The sequence below is a fragment of the Streptomyces sp. NPDC093225 genome, from assembly GCF_044753805.1.
In the GTDB taxonomy this organism is placed as follows: domain Bacteria; phylum Actinomycetota; class Actinomycetes; order Streptomycetales; family Streptomycetaceae; genus Streptomyces.
Window position 1 is genome coordinate 180,443 of sequence record NZ_JBIVNX010000010.1, and the last position, 14,393, is coordinate 194,835.

Genomic DNA, 14,393 nt, shown 5'->3' on the forward strand with positions numbered 1-14,393 from the left:
GGAGTGCGGGCCGCGGTGTCGCGGCGACGCGTCAGATGCGCTTGGCGCTGCGCAGCGTGGCCGCGTAGTAGCCGTTGCCGTCCAGGCGGGACGTGCCGCCCTTGTCGCCGATCGTGGGGCCGTTGGCCTCCTCGCGGCTGGATATGAAGATCAGGTGGCCGTCGGTGTCCTTGCCGAGCACCATGCCGGTGTGGTCCAGGCGCTGGCCGGTACGGGCGTCGAGCTTGAAGTACAGCAGGTCGCCCGGCTGGAGCACGTCGATGTTGGTCGGCCGGTCGGCGGCGGTGATGCCCTTGAGCGGGATGACGTCCACGCCGACCTTGGAACGGGCCATGCCGTTGGCGGTGCGCGGCAGGCCGTCGCCCTGGCCGTCGAGCGGGGCCAGCGGGAAGCGGGCGCGGTAGCCGAAGACCGTGCGGATGAAGCCCGAGCAGTCCATGGCCCGGTACTTGGCGGGCTCCGGGGACATCGTGGTGCCGTTGCGGAAGGTGTAGGACTGGCCGAGGTAGTCGTAGAAGTCCGACTGCTCCAGGCGCAGGTCGTTGCCTGCCGAGCCGTTGGGGTTGATCGGGCCGAAGGCCGCGTCGCCGGCGTAGGGCGCGCCTTCGGCGTCCTTCTTGACCGGGGCCCCGTCGACGTACTGGAAGGCGAAGGCGAAGATGTCGTCCTCTTCGCTGCCGTTGTACTGCTTGAACCACTCCTTGAACCACTGCTCGCGCTCGGCGCCCTCGCGCCAGGGCTCGGGCATGAGGCGCACCCAGTCGGTGGTCACCACGCGGGTCTTGGTGTTGGCCGGCTCGGTGAAGGTGCGGCTGGGGCCGGTGAGGGTGGCGGTGCGGGCGCCGTCGGTGAACATGGCGAGCACGTTGCCGTCACCGCCGCGGAGGACGGAGCGGCTGGGGTTCTTCAGGCGCTCCCACTTCTGCTCGCCGCTGGAGGCGTTCTTGCCCGACGAGTCCACGTTGTCGGTCACGCTCGCGACCGCAGGGGCCTTCTGCTGCTCGTCCTTGCGCAGCTCGAAGGTGAAGTACGCGCTGCCGGCGAGCAGCGCGACCACGGTCACGGCATGCAGGACGGGACGCTTTTTTTTGGGCTTGAGCTCGGCCATGGGACGCTCCGGGCGGATCGGTTCAGAAGGTACTGCGGGCGGGTTGCGGTGCGGGGCGGTGCTGGCGCGCGCGAGCCGGTACGTGATCCGTACCGGCTCGTGCGCGGGGCGGGCGTGCGGGTGTTCGACGCCCAGCCTTACACGTGGGGCATGAATCCGAGCAGGATTCCGGCGGTCAGCACGACGTACGTCATGAGCGTCGCGGAGCCGGTGGCCAGCAGGGTGGCGCCCTTGGGCTGGCGGACCAGCTGGTAGGCGATCAGGCCCGGGACGATGAAGCCCAGGGTCTGGTTGGCGTACAGCAGCGGGAACTCCATCTGCAGCACGATGACCACGGTGGCCTGGAGGAGCACGCCGATCAGGACGACCGCGGCGAACAGCCGCTTGCCGTAGAGGATGACGAACTTCTGGGTGAGCAGCGTCAGGAGGTACGTCATGACGGTGACGCCCACGACGAGCGCGGCGCGCTGGAGGTCCTCGATGAGGGTGAGGGCCAGCCAGCCCGGGGTGATCATGCCGCCGGGCGACAGGTTCGTCGTCAGGTAGCACATCAGCGAGAACAGCAGGCCCAGCGCGATGCCGATCGCGGCGATCTCGGGGGTGAGTACGGCGGGGATCAACGGGGCTCTCCTGGGCTCTGCCACTGCTGGGTCGACGGGTGGGGCTGGTGCTGCTGCGGCGGCCGCGGGGGCTGCTGCTGGAACGGGGGCCACGGGGCCTCGGGGCGCTGCGGACGGCCGTACTGGTCCTCGGGAGCGCCCCGGTCGTACTGCGGCTGCTGCGGCGGCTGCTGCTGGTGCTGGGGCGCGGCGGGCAGCGCCGGGCGGGCCGGCTGCTGCGGGCGCACCGGCTGCATCGGCGGCAGGGGCTGGACCGGCGGCAGGGGCTGGACCGGCTGCATCTGGTGCTGCATCTGCTGCGGCGGCTGGTACTGCTGGGGCTGCTGCGCCGGCGGGTAGCCGTAGCCGTAGCCCTGCTGGTCCCCGCCCTGGCCCGGCTGCTGCGGGTAGCCGTACCCGGCCTGCGGCTGCGGCTGCTGCTGGTACGGGTAGGACTGGCGCTGGCGCGGCACGGCGGCCTGGGCGGCCTGCATGCGGCGCGCCTCCTCGGCGGCCGACATGTTCGCGTACGGGTCCAGGTGCTTGACGGCGTACAGCGCCATGGTCTGGTCGTGGCGCGGGTGCTGCGCGGCGGCGGCGTCGCCCGGATTGCCGGGGGTGCCGGCGGAGCCCATGGACGGGCGGTCGTCCGCGTCGTCCTCGAAGTTGGGCAGCTCGGCGAGGTGCTCCAGGAGGATCTCGCCCTGGCCGTGGATGTTGCCGATGGAGACCAGCGAGGACTCCTGGTCGAGCATGCCGAGCAGCTCGTGGACGAAGTCCTCGCCCTCGCCGCCGAGGTCGACGGCCCGGTCGCGCCACTCGGCCGGGATGGCGTCGATGGCGGACTTGGACGGGTGGCCGATGACGAAGACCTTCTCCGGCTGGAGGTCGGGGACGATCTGGCCCATCTGGCCGTTGCGCTCGACGCGGTCGGGGCGGCAGTTGATGACCACGTTCAGGGGGCGGCTGATGGCACCGAGGTCGAGCAGCTGCTGGATGTTCATCAGCGTCGACTCGGGGTCGTTGGCCGCGAAGATGTTGCCGAAGCGGAGCTTCTTGTCGCCGGGCACGATGTAGCGCTCGACGGAGAGCACGCCCGGGTCCGGCGGGGCGTCGTACATGCCCTGCAGCGCGGTCTCGCGCTCGATGCCGAGCAGGTCGGCGACCACCAGGGCGATCGCCACGTTCTCCTTGAACGTGAACCAGGAGAAGCCGCGCAGCTCCTCGTCGCTGACCATCTCGGGGTCGGCGTAGATGAGCTGGCAGTTGCGGGCGTCCGCCTCCTGCTGGAGCACGTGGAAGCGCTCCTTCTCGGCGGTGACGCAGATGCCGCCGACCGGCATGGAGCGCGACAGCGAGCGGCCGATGTCGTCCAGGGTCGGGCCCATCTCGGCGACGTGGTCCTCACGGACGTTGCACAGCACGCCGATGGTCGACTGGATCAGCTTCTGCTGGTTGAGCTCCTGGAGCGGGGGCATGACCGCCATGCACTCCATGACCAGCGCGTCCGGCTGGTACGCGGCCGCGCGGCGCACGATGCCGATCTGCTCGACGACGTTGGCGAGGCCGAACTTGCGGTAGACCGGCTCCTCGGTCGCGTCGGGGTGGATGAAGCGGGCCGCCGTGCCGGTGGTCTTGGCGACCGTCACCAGCCCGCCGCCGCGCAGGGCGCCGGCGACGAGGCGGGTGATGGAGGACTTGCCGCGGATGCCGTTGACGAGGACCCGGGTGGGTATCTCCTCGAGGTTGGCGAAGTGCCGCCGCTGCTCGATGATGCCGGCGACGAGCATGACGGCGCAGCAGGCCATCAGCACGAAGTAGAGGAAGAGCACGGCGGTTCAGTTCCTTCCGGCCGGGGTGGCCTTGCCGGCCGTTCCGGCGCTGCCACTGGCTTCCCGCTTGCGCAGCTCCACGAGCTGCTGCCGGATGACCTCCAGGCTGCGGGTGACGGCGCCGACCTCGTCGTGGTGGGTCGGGAAGAGGACAGTGCGGCGGTCGCCGTCGGCCAGGGCCTCGGCGCGCTTGGCGAGCTCGCGCAGCGGGCGGACCACGATGATGTGCATCCAGCCGAGGCAGGCGCCGACGGCCGTGATGCCGAGCAGGCCGGCGAGCACGGTGCGGTTCTGCAGCTTGTACTCGGCGATGGCCAGGCCCTTGGCGGGCTGCGAGCTGACCACGGTCCAGTCGAGGGGCTTGGCCGCGCCGCCGCCGTCGAACGGGGCCGCGGCGGCGATGGTGACGCCGTCGCCGTCGCGGTTGACCACGCTGCTGGCGTGCGGGCCCTTGCCCGACTTCTGGTTGGCGGCGGTCACCAGCGCGTTGAGCTTGTCGCCCGACAGGCCCTGGAGGGCGCGGTAACCGGTGCTGCTGCCGATCACGCGGTGCTTGCCGTCGACGACCTTGATCTCGCCCAGGCCCGGACGCTTGAGCAGCGCGTTCAGGAAGTCGATCTTCAGCTCGCCGACCACCGCGGCGCCCTTGAGGCCGGGGGCCTCGGCGTACTCGGTGATGACGGGCTTGTTGCCGGCCTCGCGCAGGACGACCGGGACGGTCTCGGGGGCCTTGCCGGCCGGGTGGTGCGGCGCGGAGCCGGCCTTGGCGGTGACGGTGCCGTCCGCGGTTACGACGTACAGCGACTCGTACCGGCCGTGCTCGTTGCGGGTGCGCTCCAGGATCTGGCCCATCTCCTCCGTGGTGGTGGAGGCGCCGAGCATGGAGGCGACCGAGGTGAGGTCGGCGTGGCCCTCGTTGAGGGCGCGGCGGACGCGGTCGGCGAGGGTCTCGGTGCGCTCGCGCTGGTCGCTCACGATCGCCTGCGGGACCTTGACGCTTCCGTCGGCGCGGTTGATCAGCAGCACCAGCGGGGCCGACCACACCAGGAGGAGGGCGGCGCAGGTGCCGACCAGGGCGCGCATGCCGATCCGGCCGCGGCGGCCGCGCTCGACGTCGTCGGACTGCTGCTCCTCGGCGGGCTCGCCCAGCAGCTGGCGGCGCAGCCGCTCCAGGGCGGCGCCGACGCGGGAGGCCTCGCCGTACTTGGGCAGGGTGACCGGGCGGGTCAGGTCGCCGCGGCTGAGCCGACGGCTCTCCAGGAACAGCTGGAGCAGCGGCTTCTGCACGGTGCCGATGAGGAGGGCGATCGCGAGGGCGCCGATCAGGAGCAGCGCGCCGGCGGCGGCGACGCCGAAGAAGGTGCTGACGGCGGTGTCGGCGCCCTCGGTGACCTCGACGCTGGAGACGACCGTCAGGCCGAGGGCGGTGGCGGCGGTGCCCTCGCCGGGGGTGGAGCCGGACAGGGTGGCGTAGCCGGCGACGGAGCGCTCACCGCCGCGCGAGTCGCCGAGCAGGCTGCCGCTGATGCCCGGGAAGCCGCCGGAGCCGGGCTCCTTGGCCTTCAGGGGGTGCTGCTCGGCCTTGCGGGCGGCGGACTTGGCGAACCTGGTGAGCTGCTTCTTGGACTGCTTGGCGGCGCCCTTGGCCTCTTCGTTCTCGGCCTGGGAGGGGTCGGCGAGGCCGTCGCTGCTGAGGATCGCGCCGGCGGAGTCGACGACCGCGATGGCGCGGAACCGGCCGAGGCTGACGCCCGGGAACTTCAGGCTGCTGGAGGCGACCAGCAGCTGCTGGGGCTTGTCGGGCCAGGAGAGCACGCCGAAGGTGAGCAGCCGGGTCTCGCCGTTCTGCAGGCGGACCATGCGCGGGGCGAGGCCGTTGTCGTCGGTGAGCTTGGTGCGGTCGATGGCGGTCAGCGGCAGGTTCTCACCGCGCTGTGCCTCGAGCTTGCCCGACTTGATCTCCAGGACGGCCGTGCCGCGCCACTTCTGGTAGACGTTGCCGAGCTTGTCCAGGACGGTGTCCGCCGACACCGGCTTGCCGGCGTTGAAGAGGGCGGCGGTGCGGCTCAGGTCGGTGATGCTCTCGTCCAGCGACGCGCGCAGGGCGATCGCCCCGTCCTCCGCGAAGTGCTGCTGCGAGGTGAGCACCGCTTCGGGGACGGCCTCCTGGCCGCTCCTGCCGAACTGGATCGCGGTCAGGGCGGCGAGGGCGAGCAGGGCTGCGGACAGCGCCGCGATGGGCGGGCGTATGCCACCCAGCAGCGACATGTCCGCCCTCCGGCGGACCTTGTGCCGCCGCTTCGTGCGCGACGCGGCCAACGGACGCTCCTCTTCACTACGTCCCGGGAGTGGGGTGGTCCCGGAATTCGGTCTCGGTACGGACACGGGGGATCTTGTCAGGGTGGTGTCGGGGGGTGGTGCGGCGGGGCGCCCATAGCCGCGGCCGCGCTCCGCGCGCGGCCGTCGGTGCACCCCCCGCCCGCTCAATCGGGCACGACCTCCAGCGGGCGGAGTCCCTCGTCGGCTCCACCTCTGTTGAGCAGCGTGCCCGTGGTCCGCTCAGCGGCGAGGCGGTAGCGGGCGCGCTGCTCCTCGGTCAGTCCGGTGCCGGTGGCGAGGGCGTCGGCCACGTTGACGACGCGGACGTCCCGGACGGTTCCGGGGGCCGGCTGCGGGAGCGGGCCGGGGTCGGTCCCGGAGTGCTCGGCGTCGGCCGGTATCTCGATGAGGGTGGGGGCGTACCGGGCGCGGACGGTCCAGCTGCCGCCCTGCTCGGTGAAGTCGAACCAGCCGATGGCGCCCTCTTCGGAGAGGCCGGTGGGCGCGTCGTGGCGGGAGAGCTGGTTGCCCAGGCCGTAGGCGATCCAGGTGTCGCCGATCTTCTCCATGGGCTGCACGACGTGGGCGTGGTGGCCGATGACGAGGTCGATGCCGGTCTTCTCGGCGATCTTGCGGGCCAGCCGGCGCTGCGCGGCGTTGGGGTCCGGTTCGAACTCGGTGCCCCAGTTCATGCTGAGGACGACGACCTCGGCGCCGGCGGCGCGGGCCGCCTTCTCGGCGGCGGCGATGCGGTCGAAGGAGGTCTGGTTGACCAGCCAGGGCTTGTCGGCGGGGAGCTTGGCGCGACCGGTGAAGGTGTTGGTGAAGGCCAGGTGCGCGACCTTGACGCCCTTGACGTCGAGGATCAGGGGCCGCGCGGCTTCCTCGGGGGAGCGGGCGGAGCCGGTGTGCTTCAGGCCGGCCGCGTCGAGCGCGCCGAGGGTGCTGCGGATGCCGCCCGGGCCGTGGTCGAGCGCGTGGCTGGCGGCCGTGGAGCAGCTGTCGTAGCCGATGCGCTTGAGGGTGGTGGCGATCTGCGGGGGCGCGACGAAGTCGGGGTGCCCCTTGAACGGTCCGCCCGATTTGCCCAATACTGGCTCTATGTGGCAGATCGCCAGATCTGCCTTGCTTATGACCGGTTTGATGGAGCTCATCATGGCGTCGAAGGAGATCCCGCGGACGGCTCCGTTGGCGTTTCCGGCGCTCTTGCCGTCCTTGCGGGCCTGTGCGACCAGTTCGGACTGCACCTGCACGTCGCCCCCTGCGGCGAGGCTGAAGGACCTGCCGTCACCAGGGGTTTCGGGCCCCGCGTGAGCCTGCGTGCCGACCAGTCCGCAGCCGCTGAGCGAGGCGCACAGCAGCAGTGCCAGGGCCCCGGTCCGGACGGTGGTGGCTTGGTCGGCGTTGGTCATCACTCCGGTATTTTCATCTGACTATGAGCGCATCTCCCGCGAAACGAATAACGATTGCAATAACTTTCGGCGCGGTGGCTTCCATCTGTGCGATTGTGGTGTGTCTCACACTGTGGGGTGGGCAACCCTCCGCCGGTCAGCAGGAGCCGCCGCGACCTCGCGCCGCCGTGGCCGTTGACCTGGAAGATCGGATCACCCAATACACAACAGCCTTTGGTGAACGGGGCGGTTACCGCATACCAACCCGCGATGAACGGCTGACGGTCACTCAGGGTGTGGCGTTGCTCCTTGACGGGAACCAGGAAGCGGCCCGTCGCAAACTCGCCGAGGTCGATTACTCTTTGCAGTCCTTCACGGACGAGGTGAGTGGCCGGCGCTTCGCCGAGGTCTCCGACGCCGCCGCGTTCACCGGCGGTCGCAGCCGCGGCTGGGGCCGGGTCTACGTCGACCTGAGCACCCCGATCCGCTGGTCGGTGCAGGTGCCGCACCCGATCGCCGACGAGAACACCGAACGCGTCGGCGCCGAGGTCCTCCGGGGCGAGCCGGGCGGCGTCCTGGTGCTGGCGGGCGCCCACCGCAACGCGGGCAAGGGCAACGCCGCCGACGTGGCGCACCGTACGGACTCCGTCTTCCACAGTGTGATCGACGAGCTCATCAAGCGGAAGATGCCGGGCGTCCAGCTGCACGGTTTCGCCAACGAGTCCTTCCCGGAGTTCGACGTCGTGGTCTCCACGGGCGCGGGCGACCGGGCGGTGGCCGACGCCAGGCTGCTGTCGAAGGGGCTGCGGGCGGCGGACCTGGAGGTGTGCCAGGCCTGGTCCCGCAAGTGCAAGCTCTCCGGGACGTCGAACGAACAGGGACTGGACGCGGCCGAGACGGACGCGCGCTTCCTGCACATCGAGATGAACCGCGGCATCCGCACGAACGCGGAGAGCCGCTCCGAGGTCGCGTCCGCGATCAGCAAACTCACGGAGCGCTGGGAGCGCGGCTGACCGCGCCGCCACACCGGCCACTCCCGCCACCCTCTGCACCCCCACGACCCCCGATGCGCTCATGAGCGAGGGAGCCCTCCCGGCAGCCGGTCCTGGCCGCCGGGAGGGCTCCCTCGTCTACTGGGGTGGGGCGGGGTCCTGCCCCGGGGGCGGCTCGGCGCCCCCGGGGTCGGCTCGCCGCTCCGGGGCTAGCTCAGCCCGCGGCTCCGCTCGCCGATGCGGTCACCCTTGGCCGAGCCCGCCCGCTTGAGCTCCGCCTTCGTGTGCACGCCGCCCTTGACCTTGCTGCGGACCGGCCCGTGGAAGCCGTGCCCCGCGTCGGCCGGCGGCCCCGTCGGCTCCGCGGCCTTGGCCGCCGTGCGGAGGTCCTTCTTCTGCTCTCTGGTCATCCCGGCGTCACTCCCTCGGGGGAACTTCTGGACTACTTGGGATCGTAGGGGCATATCGGGGCATATGCACCCGGATATCCGGGAGGGGCGCCCCTCGTCCGCGGCGCCGACCCCCTGATCAGCGCCTTCGCTCCACGTAACAGCACCGAGGGTGCATATCCGGCCAACTGTTACATCCCGTACGCACAGCCCACACATCACCCCCGTACGTTCGAGAACGTCGCGCGACCGACGTTCCGACGACGAAGGGACCGACCATGCACGCCCCGCTCCGAACCGCCGCCCTGGGCGCCCTCGCCGCAGGCGCCCTGGCGGCCCTCGCCCTCCCGGCGCAGACCGCCGCCGCCGACTCGCCGGTCCTCCGGGGGCGGGCCGCCGCCTCGCCCACGGCGGAGCAGGCGACCGTGATCAGGGTCGCCGCCGAGCCGGCCCCCACTCCCACGAGCGGCGTACGGGTCGGCGTCGAGGGCGTCCGCACCCCCGACGGCGCGGTCCTCATCGCGGGCGGCGTCGGCATGGCCGCCGTAGGCGCCGCCGGCCTCGGCTTCGCCATGCTCCGCCGCGGCCGCACGAACCGCTGACCCCCGCACGCCCCTGCCGGCCGCGGCAGGGGTCTACGTCGACCTCGCCACCTGACCCGCCCACCCGGGCCCGGGCACGCGAGAGGCCCCGGACCGTTCCCGGTCCGGGGCCTCTCACCATCGATGTGCCCCCGGCAGGATTCGAACCTGCGACACCGGCTTTAGGAGAGCCGTGCTCTATCCCCTGAGCTACGAAGGCAACTGATGATCTTCCCCAAGGGGCAGATCGCCGCGCCCAGTGTAGCGGGTGCGCTGCGGGGCGTACGGGGGATTGTTGCTCGTGAGGGCCGTGGTGCGGTGGTCCGGCCATGATCGCGGACGTGTCCCGGAGGGGTGCACGGGGTGGGGGCGGGGAGGGGGCCGTAGGGGGCGAAAGGTGGATTCGGCATAACCCGGATGGCTGGCGGGGCGTTTTCACGGGTGCGGGCGAGTGCCCGCGACCATGCGTGGAAGGGCAGGGACCGATGACTCGGGCCAAGCGAAACAGTGTGATCGCCGTCGCCGCGGCGTCCGGGGTGATGGCCATGGCCGGATCGGTGTACGCCGACTCCGCGGCGGAGGGGGCGGCGAAGGGCTCGCCGGGTCTGCTCTCGGGCAACGGCATCCAACTGCCGGTGCACGTCCCCGTGAGCGCGTGCGGGAACACCGTGAACGTGGTCGGGCTGCTCAACCCCGCCATGGGCAACCGCTGCGCCAACAAGAGCGGCGGGGCCCACGAGGGCGGTTCCTCCTCATCCTCGCCCTCGGCCTCGTCCTCGACGTCGGGCGGGGCGAAGGCGGGTGGCGCCTCGGAGGGGTCGCCGGGCGTCATCAGCGGGAACGGCGTCCAGCTGCCCGTACGGCTGCCGGTGAACGTCAGCGGGAACACCGTGAACGTCGTCGGGGTCGCCAATCCCGTCTTCGGGAACGAGGCCGTGAACGGCCCGGGAGGGCAGCCCGAGGAGCCGGTGGAGCAGAAGCCGCCCACGGTGCCGCCCAAGGAGCAGAAGCCGCCCGCCCCCGAGCACCCGACGGTCGGGTCGAAGCCCCCGGTGAAGACCCCGCCGCACGAGCCGCCGACCGTCCGCAACCTGCCGCCGCGGCCGGTCGTGCCCACCGTGCGCGAGCGGACGCCGGTCCACACCCTGGCGCACACCGGTACGGACGGCACGGTCGGCGGCGCCGCGGCCGCGAGCCTGGCGGCGCTGCTGGCCGGCGGGTTCCTCTTCCGCCGCTACGGCGCGGGGGCGGCCGGCCGCCGGGGCTGACCCGGCCCGGTGACGCCCGCCCCCTGGCCGTCGGCGGGGTCACGGGGCGGGAACCGCCGGCCGTGCCGCGAGCGCGCTGCCGGGCGCCAGCTCCGAGCCCGTGTGGACCCTGAGGGCGGCGGTCCGGGCGCCCGTGACGGCGAGGGCGCCGTGGCAGTCGCCCAGTCTCGGGAGGTCCGCAAGGGCGAGCGCGGGACGGTCGGACGCGGTGGGGCCGTGCCAGGCGATCAGCTCGGGCGGCGCCGACGCGGGGGAGACGGTGAAGGACTCCATGGAGGTGTTCAGACCCTCGCCGGTGGCTTTGAGGACGGCCTCCTTCCGCGTCCACAGCGTGAGGCAGGCGGAGGCCTGACGCTCGATCGGCAGGGACTCCACCATCAGCCGCTCGGCGGGGGTCAGGACCAGCTCGTACTCGGCGGGGACGCCCGGCAGCGCCTGCGGGACGAAGTACTCGACGTCCACTCCCACGGCGTGGCCGTACGCCACCGCGACCGCCACCACGTCGCGGGAGTGGGACAGCGACAACTCCCAGCCGGCGGCCTTCCCCTCCACCCACGGCTTGCCGTGAGGGCCGCCGCAGTCGGGGCACAGGGCGCGCAGGGACACCTCCTCGGGGGCGACCCCGGCGAGCAGGCCCACCGCCGACTTGGCGAGCGTCCGGCCCGTGACGAAGAGGGCGAGGTCGCGCCCGTTCACGAAGCGCGAGCAGCGGGCCCGCTCCACCTCGTCGAGGAGCTCGAAGCGCAGGACCGGCTCGGCGGGAACCCGCGAGAGCCAGACGTGGCAGTCGACCACCGCGGTCGGGGTGCCGCCGGGGGGCGCCGGGTGCCCGGTGGGCCGGCCGGTGCCTGACGGGGCTCCGGGCGGTCCCGGGTGGACGGCCACGGGGTGCGCGGCCCGCCGACCGGCGGCCGGAGGGCGGGGCGGGTTCATCAGTTTCATGCGAGTCCTCAACTCGTCGGACGGCGGCACAGCGTGCCGGGGCAAGCTGTCCCGCGGTTCCTTCGGATAGTGGTGAAAAGCCAGGTCAGGGGCGGTTCAGTGGGCCGCCTATCGGTGCCGGGGCGTCATCGATAGTGACCCGATGGCAGGGGCTGCGAAGCTTCGGGCATTCCTCAAGCAGCAGCCGGTCGGCCGCCTCTCGGACTTGGAGTCAGTAGAAAGATGATCAAGAACGTCGCGCTTCGCATCGCCGGTCTCGTCCTCCTCGTCGCTGCCGCCGGGTCGCTCACGACCAACGCCTACGCGGAGAACACCTCGACCACCCCGCCGACCCAGCCCGGCGTCGTCGTCACCGAGTCCCCCGACCCGCACAACCCGTGGGGCTGAGCCGAGCCGGCCTCCCGGCGCGCGACACCCGCCGGCCGTGGCCGAGCCCGACCCGGAGCCGGGTGAGAGGCCGACGTCCGAGCCGACTGCGAAACAGCCCCCCGGGCCCGGCCCGAAGCCTGCCGTCGCCCCTGAGTCCGCCCCCGACCCTGCCCCGGCGCCTGTACCTGCGCCTGTACCAGGGTCTGATCCTCCGCCTGTCCGACCGGTCCCGGCCGTGTTCACCGCCCCCCTCCTCCAAGGGCCCGCGGTGAACACGGCCGAGGCCGTTCGGCCGTCCGGCCTCGTCCGGCCCCGTCCGGGCGCGGTGGCGTCAGGCCATCGCGCCGGCGTCCTCCAGGGCCGTGTCCTCCTCCTCGTCCTCCAGGGCGATCAGCTCCAGCAGGCGGGCTGCCAGCGAGGCCACGGTCGGAGCAGCGAAGAACTCCCTCAGGGAGATCTCCAGGCCGGTGAGCAGGTCGACCTGGTTGACCACCCGGGTCGCGAGCAGCGAGTGGCCGCCGAGCTCGAAGAAGCTGTCGTGGATGCCCACCTGCTCGATGCCCAGGACGTCCTTCCAGACCTCCGCCAGCGCTGCCTCGATCTCGTTGCGCGGCGCGCTGTAGTCGGCGGCGAGGTGCTCGCGCTCCGCGGCAGGCTCCGGCAGCGCCCGCCGGTCGACCTTCCCACTGGTGGTGAGCGGCAGCGCGTCCATGACCACGAAGGCGGCCGGGATCATGTACTCGGGCAGGGCCTCCTTGCAGCGCAGCCGTACGGCGGGGACGTCGACGGAGCGGCCCGGCGCGGGGACGGCGTACGCCACGAGCCGGGTGTCACCCGGGGTGTCCTCGCGGACCAGGACGACCGCCGAGGCGATCTCCTCCTGGGAGGTGAGCACGGCCTCGATCTCGCCGAGCTCGATCCGCAGCCCGCGCAGCTTGACCTGGTGGTCGATGCGGCCCAGGAACTCCAGGTTGCCGTCGGGCAGCCAGCGCACGAGGTCGCCGGTCCGGTACAGCCGGGCGTCCGGGTCCGCGACGAAGGGGTGCGGGACGAACGCTCCGGAGGTCAGCTCGGGCCGCTCCCAGTAGCCGCGGGCGACGCCGACGCCGCCGAGCCACAGCTCGCCGGGGATCCCGGTGGGGGTGAGCGCACCGTGCGCGTCCATGACGTACGCCTCGGTGTTGCCGATGGGCCGGCCGATCGGGACCCGGTCCACGGGGCCGGTCAGCGTGTACGCCGTCGCGGAGATGGTGGTCTCGGTCGGGCCGTACGTGTTGACGATCGGCACCGACGTGGTGCGGAACCACTGCGCGACCACGTTCGCCGGCACGGCCTCGCCACCGAGGACGAGGAGGCGGAAGGAGTCCGCGAGGGTGTCGCCGGACTCCAGGCGGGCCACGATCTGCTGCCACATCGCGGGGGTGAACTCGCCGACGGTGAGTCCCTGTTCGCGGATCACGCGCAGGCTCTGCGCCGGCGTCCAGGTCTCCCCGTCGCGCAGGACGATCCGGCCGCCGGCCATGAGCGTGGGGAAGACCTGCTCGGCGGCCGCGTCGAAGCTGATGGAGGCGAACTGGAGGGTCCGGTCGGCGGGGCCGAGACCGTACCGCTGCTGCATTTCCTGGAGCCGGTTGCTCATCGAGCGGTGCTCGATCATGACGCCCTTGGGCGTACCGGTGGACCCGGAGGTGTAGATGACGTAGGCCAGTGAGGACGGGTCGACCGGGACCCCGGGGTCGGAGCCGTCGAGGGCGTCGAGGAGCGGACGGTCCCGGTCCATCAGCAGCAGGTGGCGCGCGCCGGGGGTGCCGGTCGGCGACGACCCGCCCAATTTGTCCGCGAGGGACTCCTGGGTGACGACGACCGGGGTGCGGGTCTCGTCGAGGACGAACCGCAGCCGCTGGGCCGGGTTGGCCGGGTCGAGCGGCACGTAGGCGGCTCCTGCCCTGAGGACGCCGAGCATCGCCACGATCATCTCGGGCCCGCGCTCCAGGCAGATGGCGACGGGGACCTCCGGCCCCGCGCCGTGCGCGAGGAGGTGCCGGGCGACCTGGCCGGAGCGGACGTCCAGCTCCCGGTACGTGAGTTCGGCGTCGCCGCAGACCACGGCGACGGCGTCCGGGAAGGCGGCGGCGCGCGCGGCGAACAGCCGGTGCACGGGCTGCTCGTCCGGGTGGTCGACGTGGGTGTCGCCGCCGGTGCGCAGGAGCGCTGCGCGCTCCGCGTCGCCGAGGACGTCGACGGCGTCGATCCGGGTGTCGGGGTCGGCGGCGACGGCTTCCAGGAGTCGCAGGAGGCGGTCGGCGACGCCGACGACCGTCTCGTGGTCGAACAGGTCGCTGAGGTACTCGATGTGGGCGTCGATGCCGGCCGGTGCGTGGTCGGCGGTGTGGCGCTCGGTCATGCCGAAGTCGAGGTCGAACTTGGCCGTGTGGGTGACCACGTCGTGCCAGCTCGTGGTGAGGCCCGGAAGGTCCAGCTGGTCGTCGTCCGTCGCCTGGAGGAAGGCGAGCATGACCTGGAAGAGGGGGTGGTGGGCGGTGGAGCGGGTCGGGTTCAGGTCCTCGACGAGGCGGTCGAAGGGGAGGTCCTGGTTTCGTACG

At 72.3% G+C, this 14,393-nt stretch carries 12 protein-coding genes and 1 tRNA gene; 4 read left to right on the forward strand and 9 right to left on the reverse strand.

Features of this window, described 5'->3' with window-relative positions:
• Positions 1 to 31 precede the first annotated feature (31 nt).
• The 5 genes from ACIQCH_RS12460 to ACIQCH_RS12480 form a co-directional block, all read right to left on the reverse strand.
• The gene (locus tag ACIQCH_RS12460) at positions 32 to 1,108 is read right to left on the reverse strand and encodes a hypothetical protein (protein WP_402580613.1); all 1,077 of its coding nucleotides are present in this window, start codon (positions 1,106 to 1,108) and stop codon (positions 32 to 34) included.
• 137 nt (positions 1,109 to 1,245) lie between these two features.
• Complete coding sequence (locus tag ACIQCH_RS12465) at positions 1,246 to 1,728, reverse strand: poly-gamma-glutamate biosynthesis protein PgsC/CapC (protein ID WP_030209715.1); 483 nt, start codon at positions 1,726 to 1,728, stop codon at positions 1,246 to 1,248.
• Positions 1,725 to 3,539 carry a poly-gamma-glutamate synthase PgsB gene (pgsB, locus tag ACIQCH_RS12470; protein WP_402580614.1) on the reverse strand — a complete coding sequence of 605 codons (1,815 nt, stop codon included), beginning with the start codon at positions 3,537 to 3,539 and terminating at the stop codon, positions 1,725 to 1,727. Before pgsB ends, ACIQCH_RS12465 begins: the two co-directional genes overlap by 4 nt.
• Positions 3,540 to 3,545: 6 nt before the next feature.
• Positions 3,546 to 5,807, reverse strand: coding sequence for a HAMP domain-containing protein (locus ACIQCH_RS12475; RefSeq protein ID WP_402580615.1), 2,262 nt, complete (start codon positions 5,805 to 5,807; stop codon positions 3,546 to 3,548).
• A 215-nt stretch (positions 5,808 to 6,022) separates the two neighbouring features.
• Complete coding sequence (locus tag ACIQCH_RS12480; RefSeq protein ID WP_402580616.1) at positions 6,023 to 7,270, reverse strand: CapA family protein; 1,248 nt, start codon at positions 7,268 to 7,270, stop codon at positions 6,023 to 6,025.
• Positions 7,271 to 7,545: 275 nt separating this feature from the next.
• On the opposite strand from ACIQCH_RS12480, the gene ACIQCH_RS12485 reads away from it, so the two are divergent.
• Positions 7,546 to 8,262 (forward strand): hypothetical protein, encoded by a 717-nt coding sequence (locus tag ACIQCH_RS12485; protein WP_402580617.1) that lies wholly within the window; start codon positions 7,546 to 7,548, stop codon positions 8,260 to 8,262.
• A 188-nt stretch (positions 8,263 to 8,450) separates the two neighbouring features.
• On the opposite strand, the gene ACIQCH_RS12490 is transcribed toward ACIQCH_RS12485, so the two are convergent.
• Positions 8,451 to 8,651, reverse strand: a complete 201-nt coding sequence (locus ACIQCH_RS12490; protein WP_402580618.1) for a hypothetical protein — start codon at positions 8,649 to 8,651, stop codon at positions 8,451 to 8,453.
• Between the two features lie 257 nt (positions 8,652 to 8,908).
• Between ACIQCH_RS12490 and ACIQCH_RS12495 the strand changes: the two genes are divergently transcribed.
• Positions 8,909 to 9,232: a hypothetical protein gene (locus ACIQCH_RS12495; protein WP_402580619.1), complete on the forward strand. Its 324-nt coding sequence runs from the start codon at positions 8,909 to 8,911 to the stop codon at positions 9,230 to 9,232.
• 126 nt (positions 9,233 to 9,358) lie between these two features.
• Here the strand turns inward: ACIQCH_RS12495 and ACIQCH_RS12500 are convergent.
• A tRNA-Arg gene (locus ACIQCH_RS12500) sits at positions 9,359 to 9,431 on the reverse strand.
• Between the two features lie 265 nt (positions 9,432 to 9,696).
• Between ACIQCH_RS12500 and ACIQCH_RS12505 the strand changes: the two genes are divergently transcribed.
• Positions 9,697 to 10,479: a chaplin family protein gene (locus ACIQCH_RS12505; RefSeq protein WP_402580620.1), complete on the forward strand. Its 783-nt coding sequence runs from the start codon at positions 9,697 to 9,699 to the stop codon at positions 10,477 to 10,479.
• Between the two features lie 39 nt (positions 10,480 to 10,518).
• On the opposite strand, the gene ACIQCH_RS12510 is transcribed toward ACIQCH_RS12505, so the two are convergent.
• On the reverse strand, positions 10,519 to 11,421 hold the full coding sequence (locus ACIQCH_RS12510) for a 4'-phosphopantetheinyl transferase family protein (protein WP_402580621.1): 903 nt from the start codon (positions 11,419 to 11,421) through the stop codon (positions 10,519 to 10,521).
• 222 nt (positions 11,422 to 11,643) lie between these two features.
• Here ACIQCH_RS12510 and ACIQCH_RS12515 point away from each other — a divergent pair, with 222 nt between their 5' ends.
• On the forward strand, positions 11,644 to 11,808 hold the full coding sequence (locus ACIQCH_RS12515) for a hypothetical protein (protein ID WP_158939643.1): 165 nt from the start codon (positions 11,644 to 11,646) through the stop codon (positions 11,806 to 11,808).
• A 313-nt stretch (positions 11,809 to 12,121) separates the two neighbouring features.
• Here the strand turns inward: ACIQCH_RS12515 and ACIQCH_RS12520 are convergent.
• Positions 12,122 to 14,393, reverse strand: a 2,272-nt coding sequence (locus tag ACIQCH_RS12520; protein ID WP_402580622.1) for an amino acid adenylation domain-containing protein, incomplete at its 5' end; no start/stop codon positions are given.

What these genes read in the sequence shown, in the direction of transcription:
- ACIQCH_RS12510 (WP_402580621.1), bottom strand. Translation starts at nt 11,421, where the DNA reads ATGAAACTGATGAACCCGCCCCGCCCTCCGGCCGCCGGTCGGCGGGCC.
- ACIQCH_RS12505 (WP_402580620.1), top strand. Translation starts at nt 9,697, where the DNA reads ATGACTCGGGCCAAGCGAAACAGTGTGATCGCCGTCGCCGCGGCGTCC.
- ACIQCH_RS12515 (WP_158939643.1), top strand. Translation starts at nt 11,644, where the DNA reads ATGATCAAGAACGTCGCGCTTCGCATCGCCGGTCTCGTCCTCCTCGTC.
- ACIQCH_RS12475 (WP_402580615.1), bottom strand. Translation starts at nt 5,807, where the DNA reads ATGTCGCTGCTGGGTGGCATACGCCCGCCCATCGCGGCGCTGTCCGCA.
- ACIQCH_RS12490 (WP_402580618.1), bottom strand. Translation starts at nt 8,651, where the DNA reads ATGACCAGAGAGCAGAAGAAGGACCTCCGCACGGCGGCCAAGGCCGCG.
- ACIQCH_RS12480 (WP_402580616.1), bottom strand. Translation starts at nt 7,270, where the DNA reads ATGACCAACGCCGACCAAGCCACCACCGTCCGGACCGGGGCCCTGGCA.
- ACIQCH_RS12495 (WP_402580619.1), top strand. Translation starts at nt 8,909, where the DNA reads ATGCACGCCCCGCTCCGAACCGCCGCCCTGGGCGCCCTCGCCGCAGGC.
- ACIQCH_RS12460 (WP_402580613.1), bottom strand. Translation starts at nt 1,108, where the DNA reads ATGGCCGAGCTCAAGCCCAAAAAAAAGCGTCCCGTCCTGCATGCCGTG.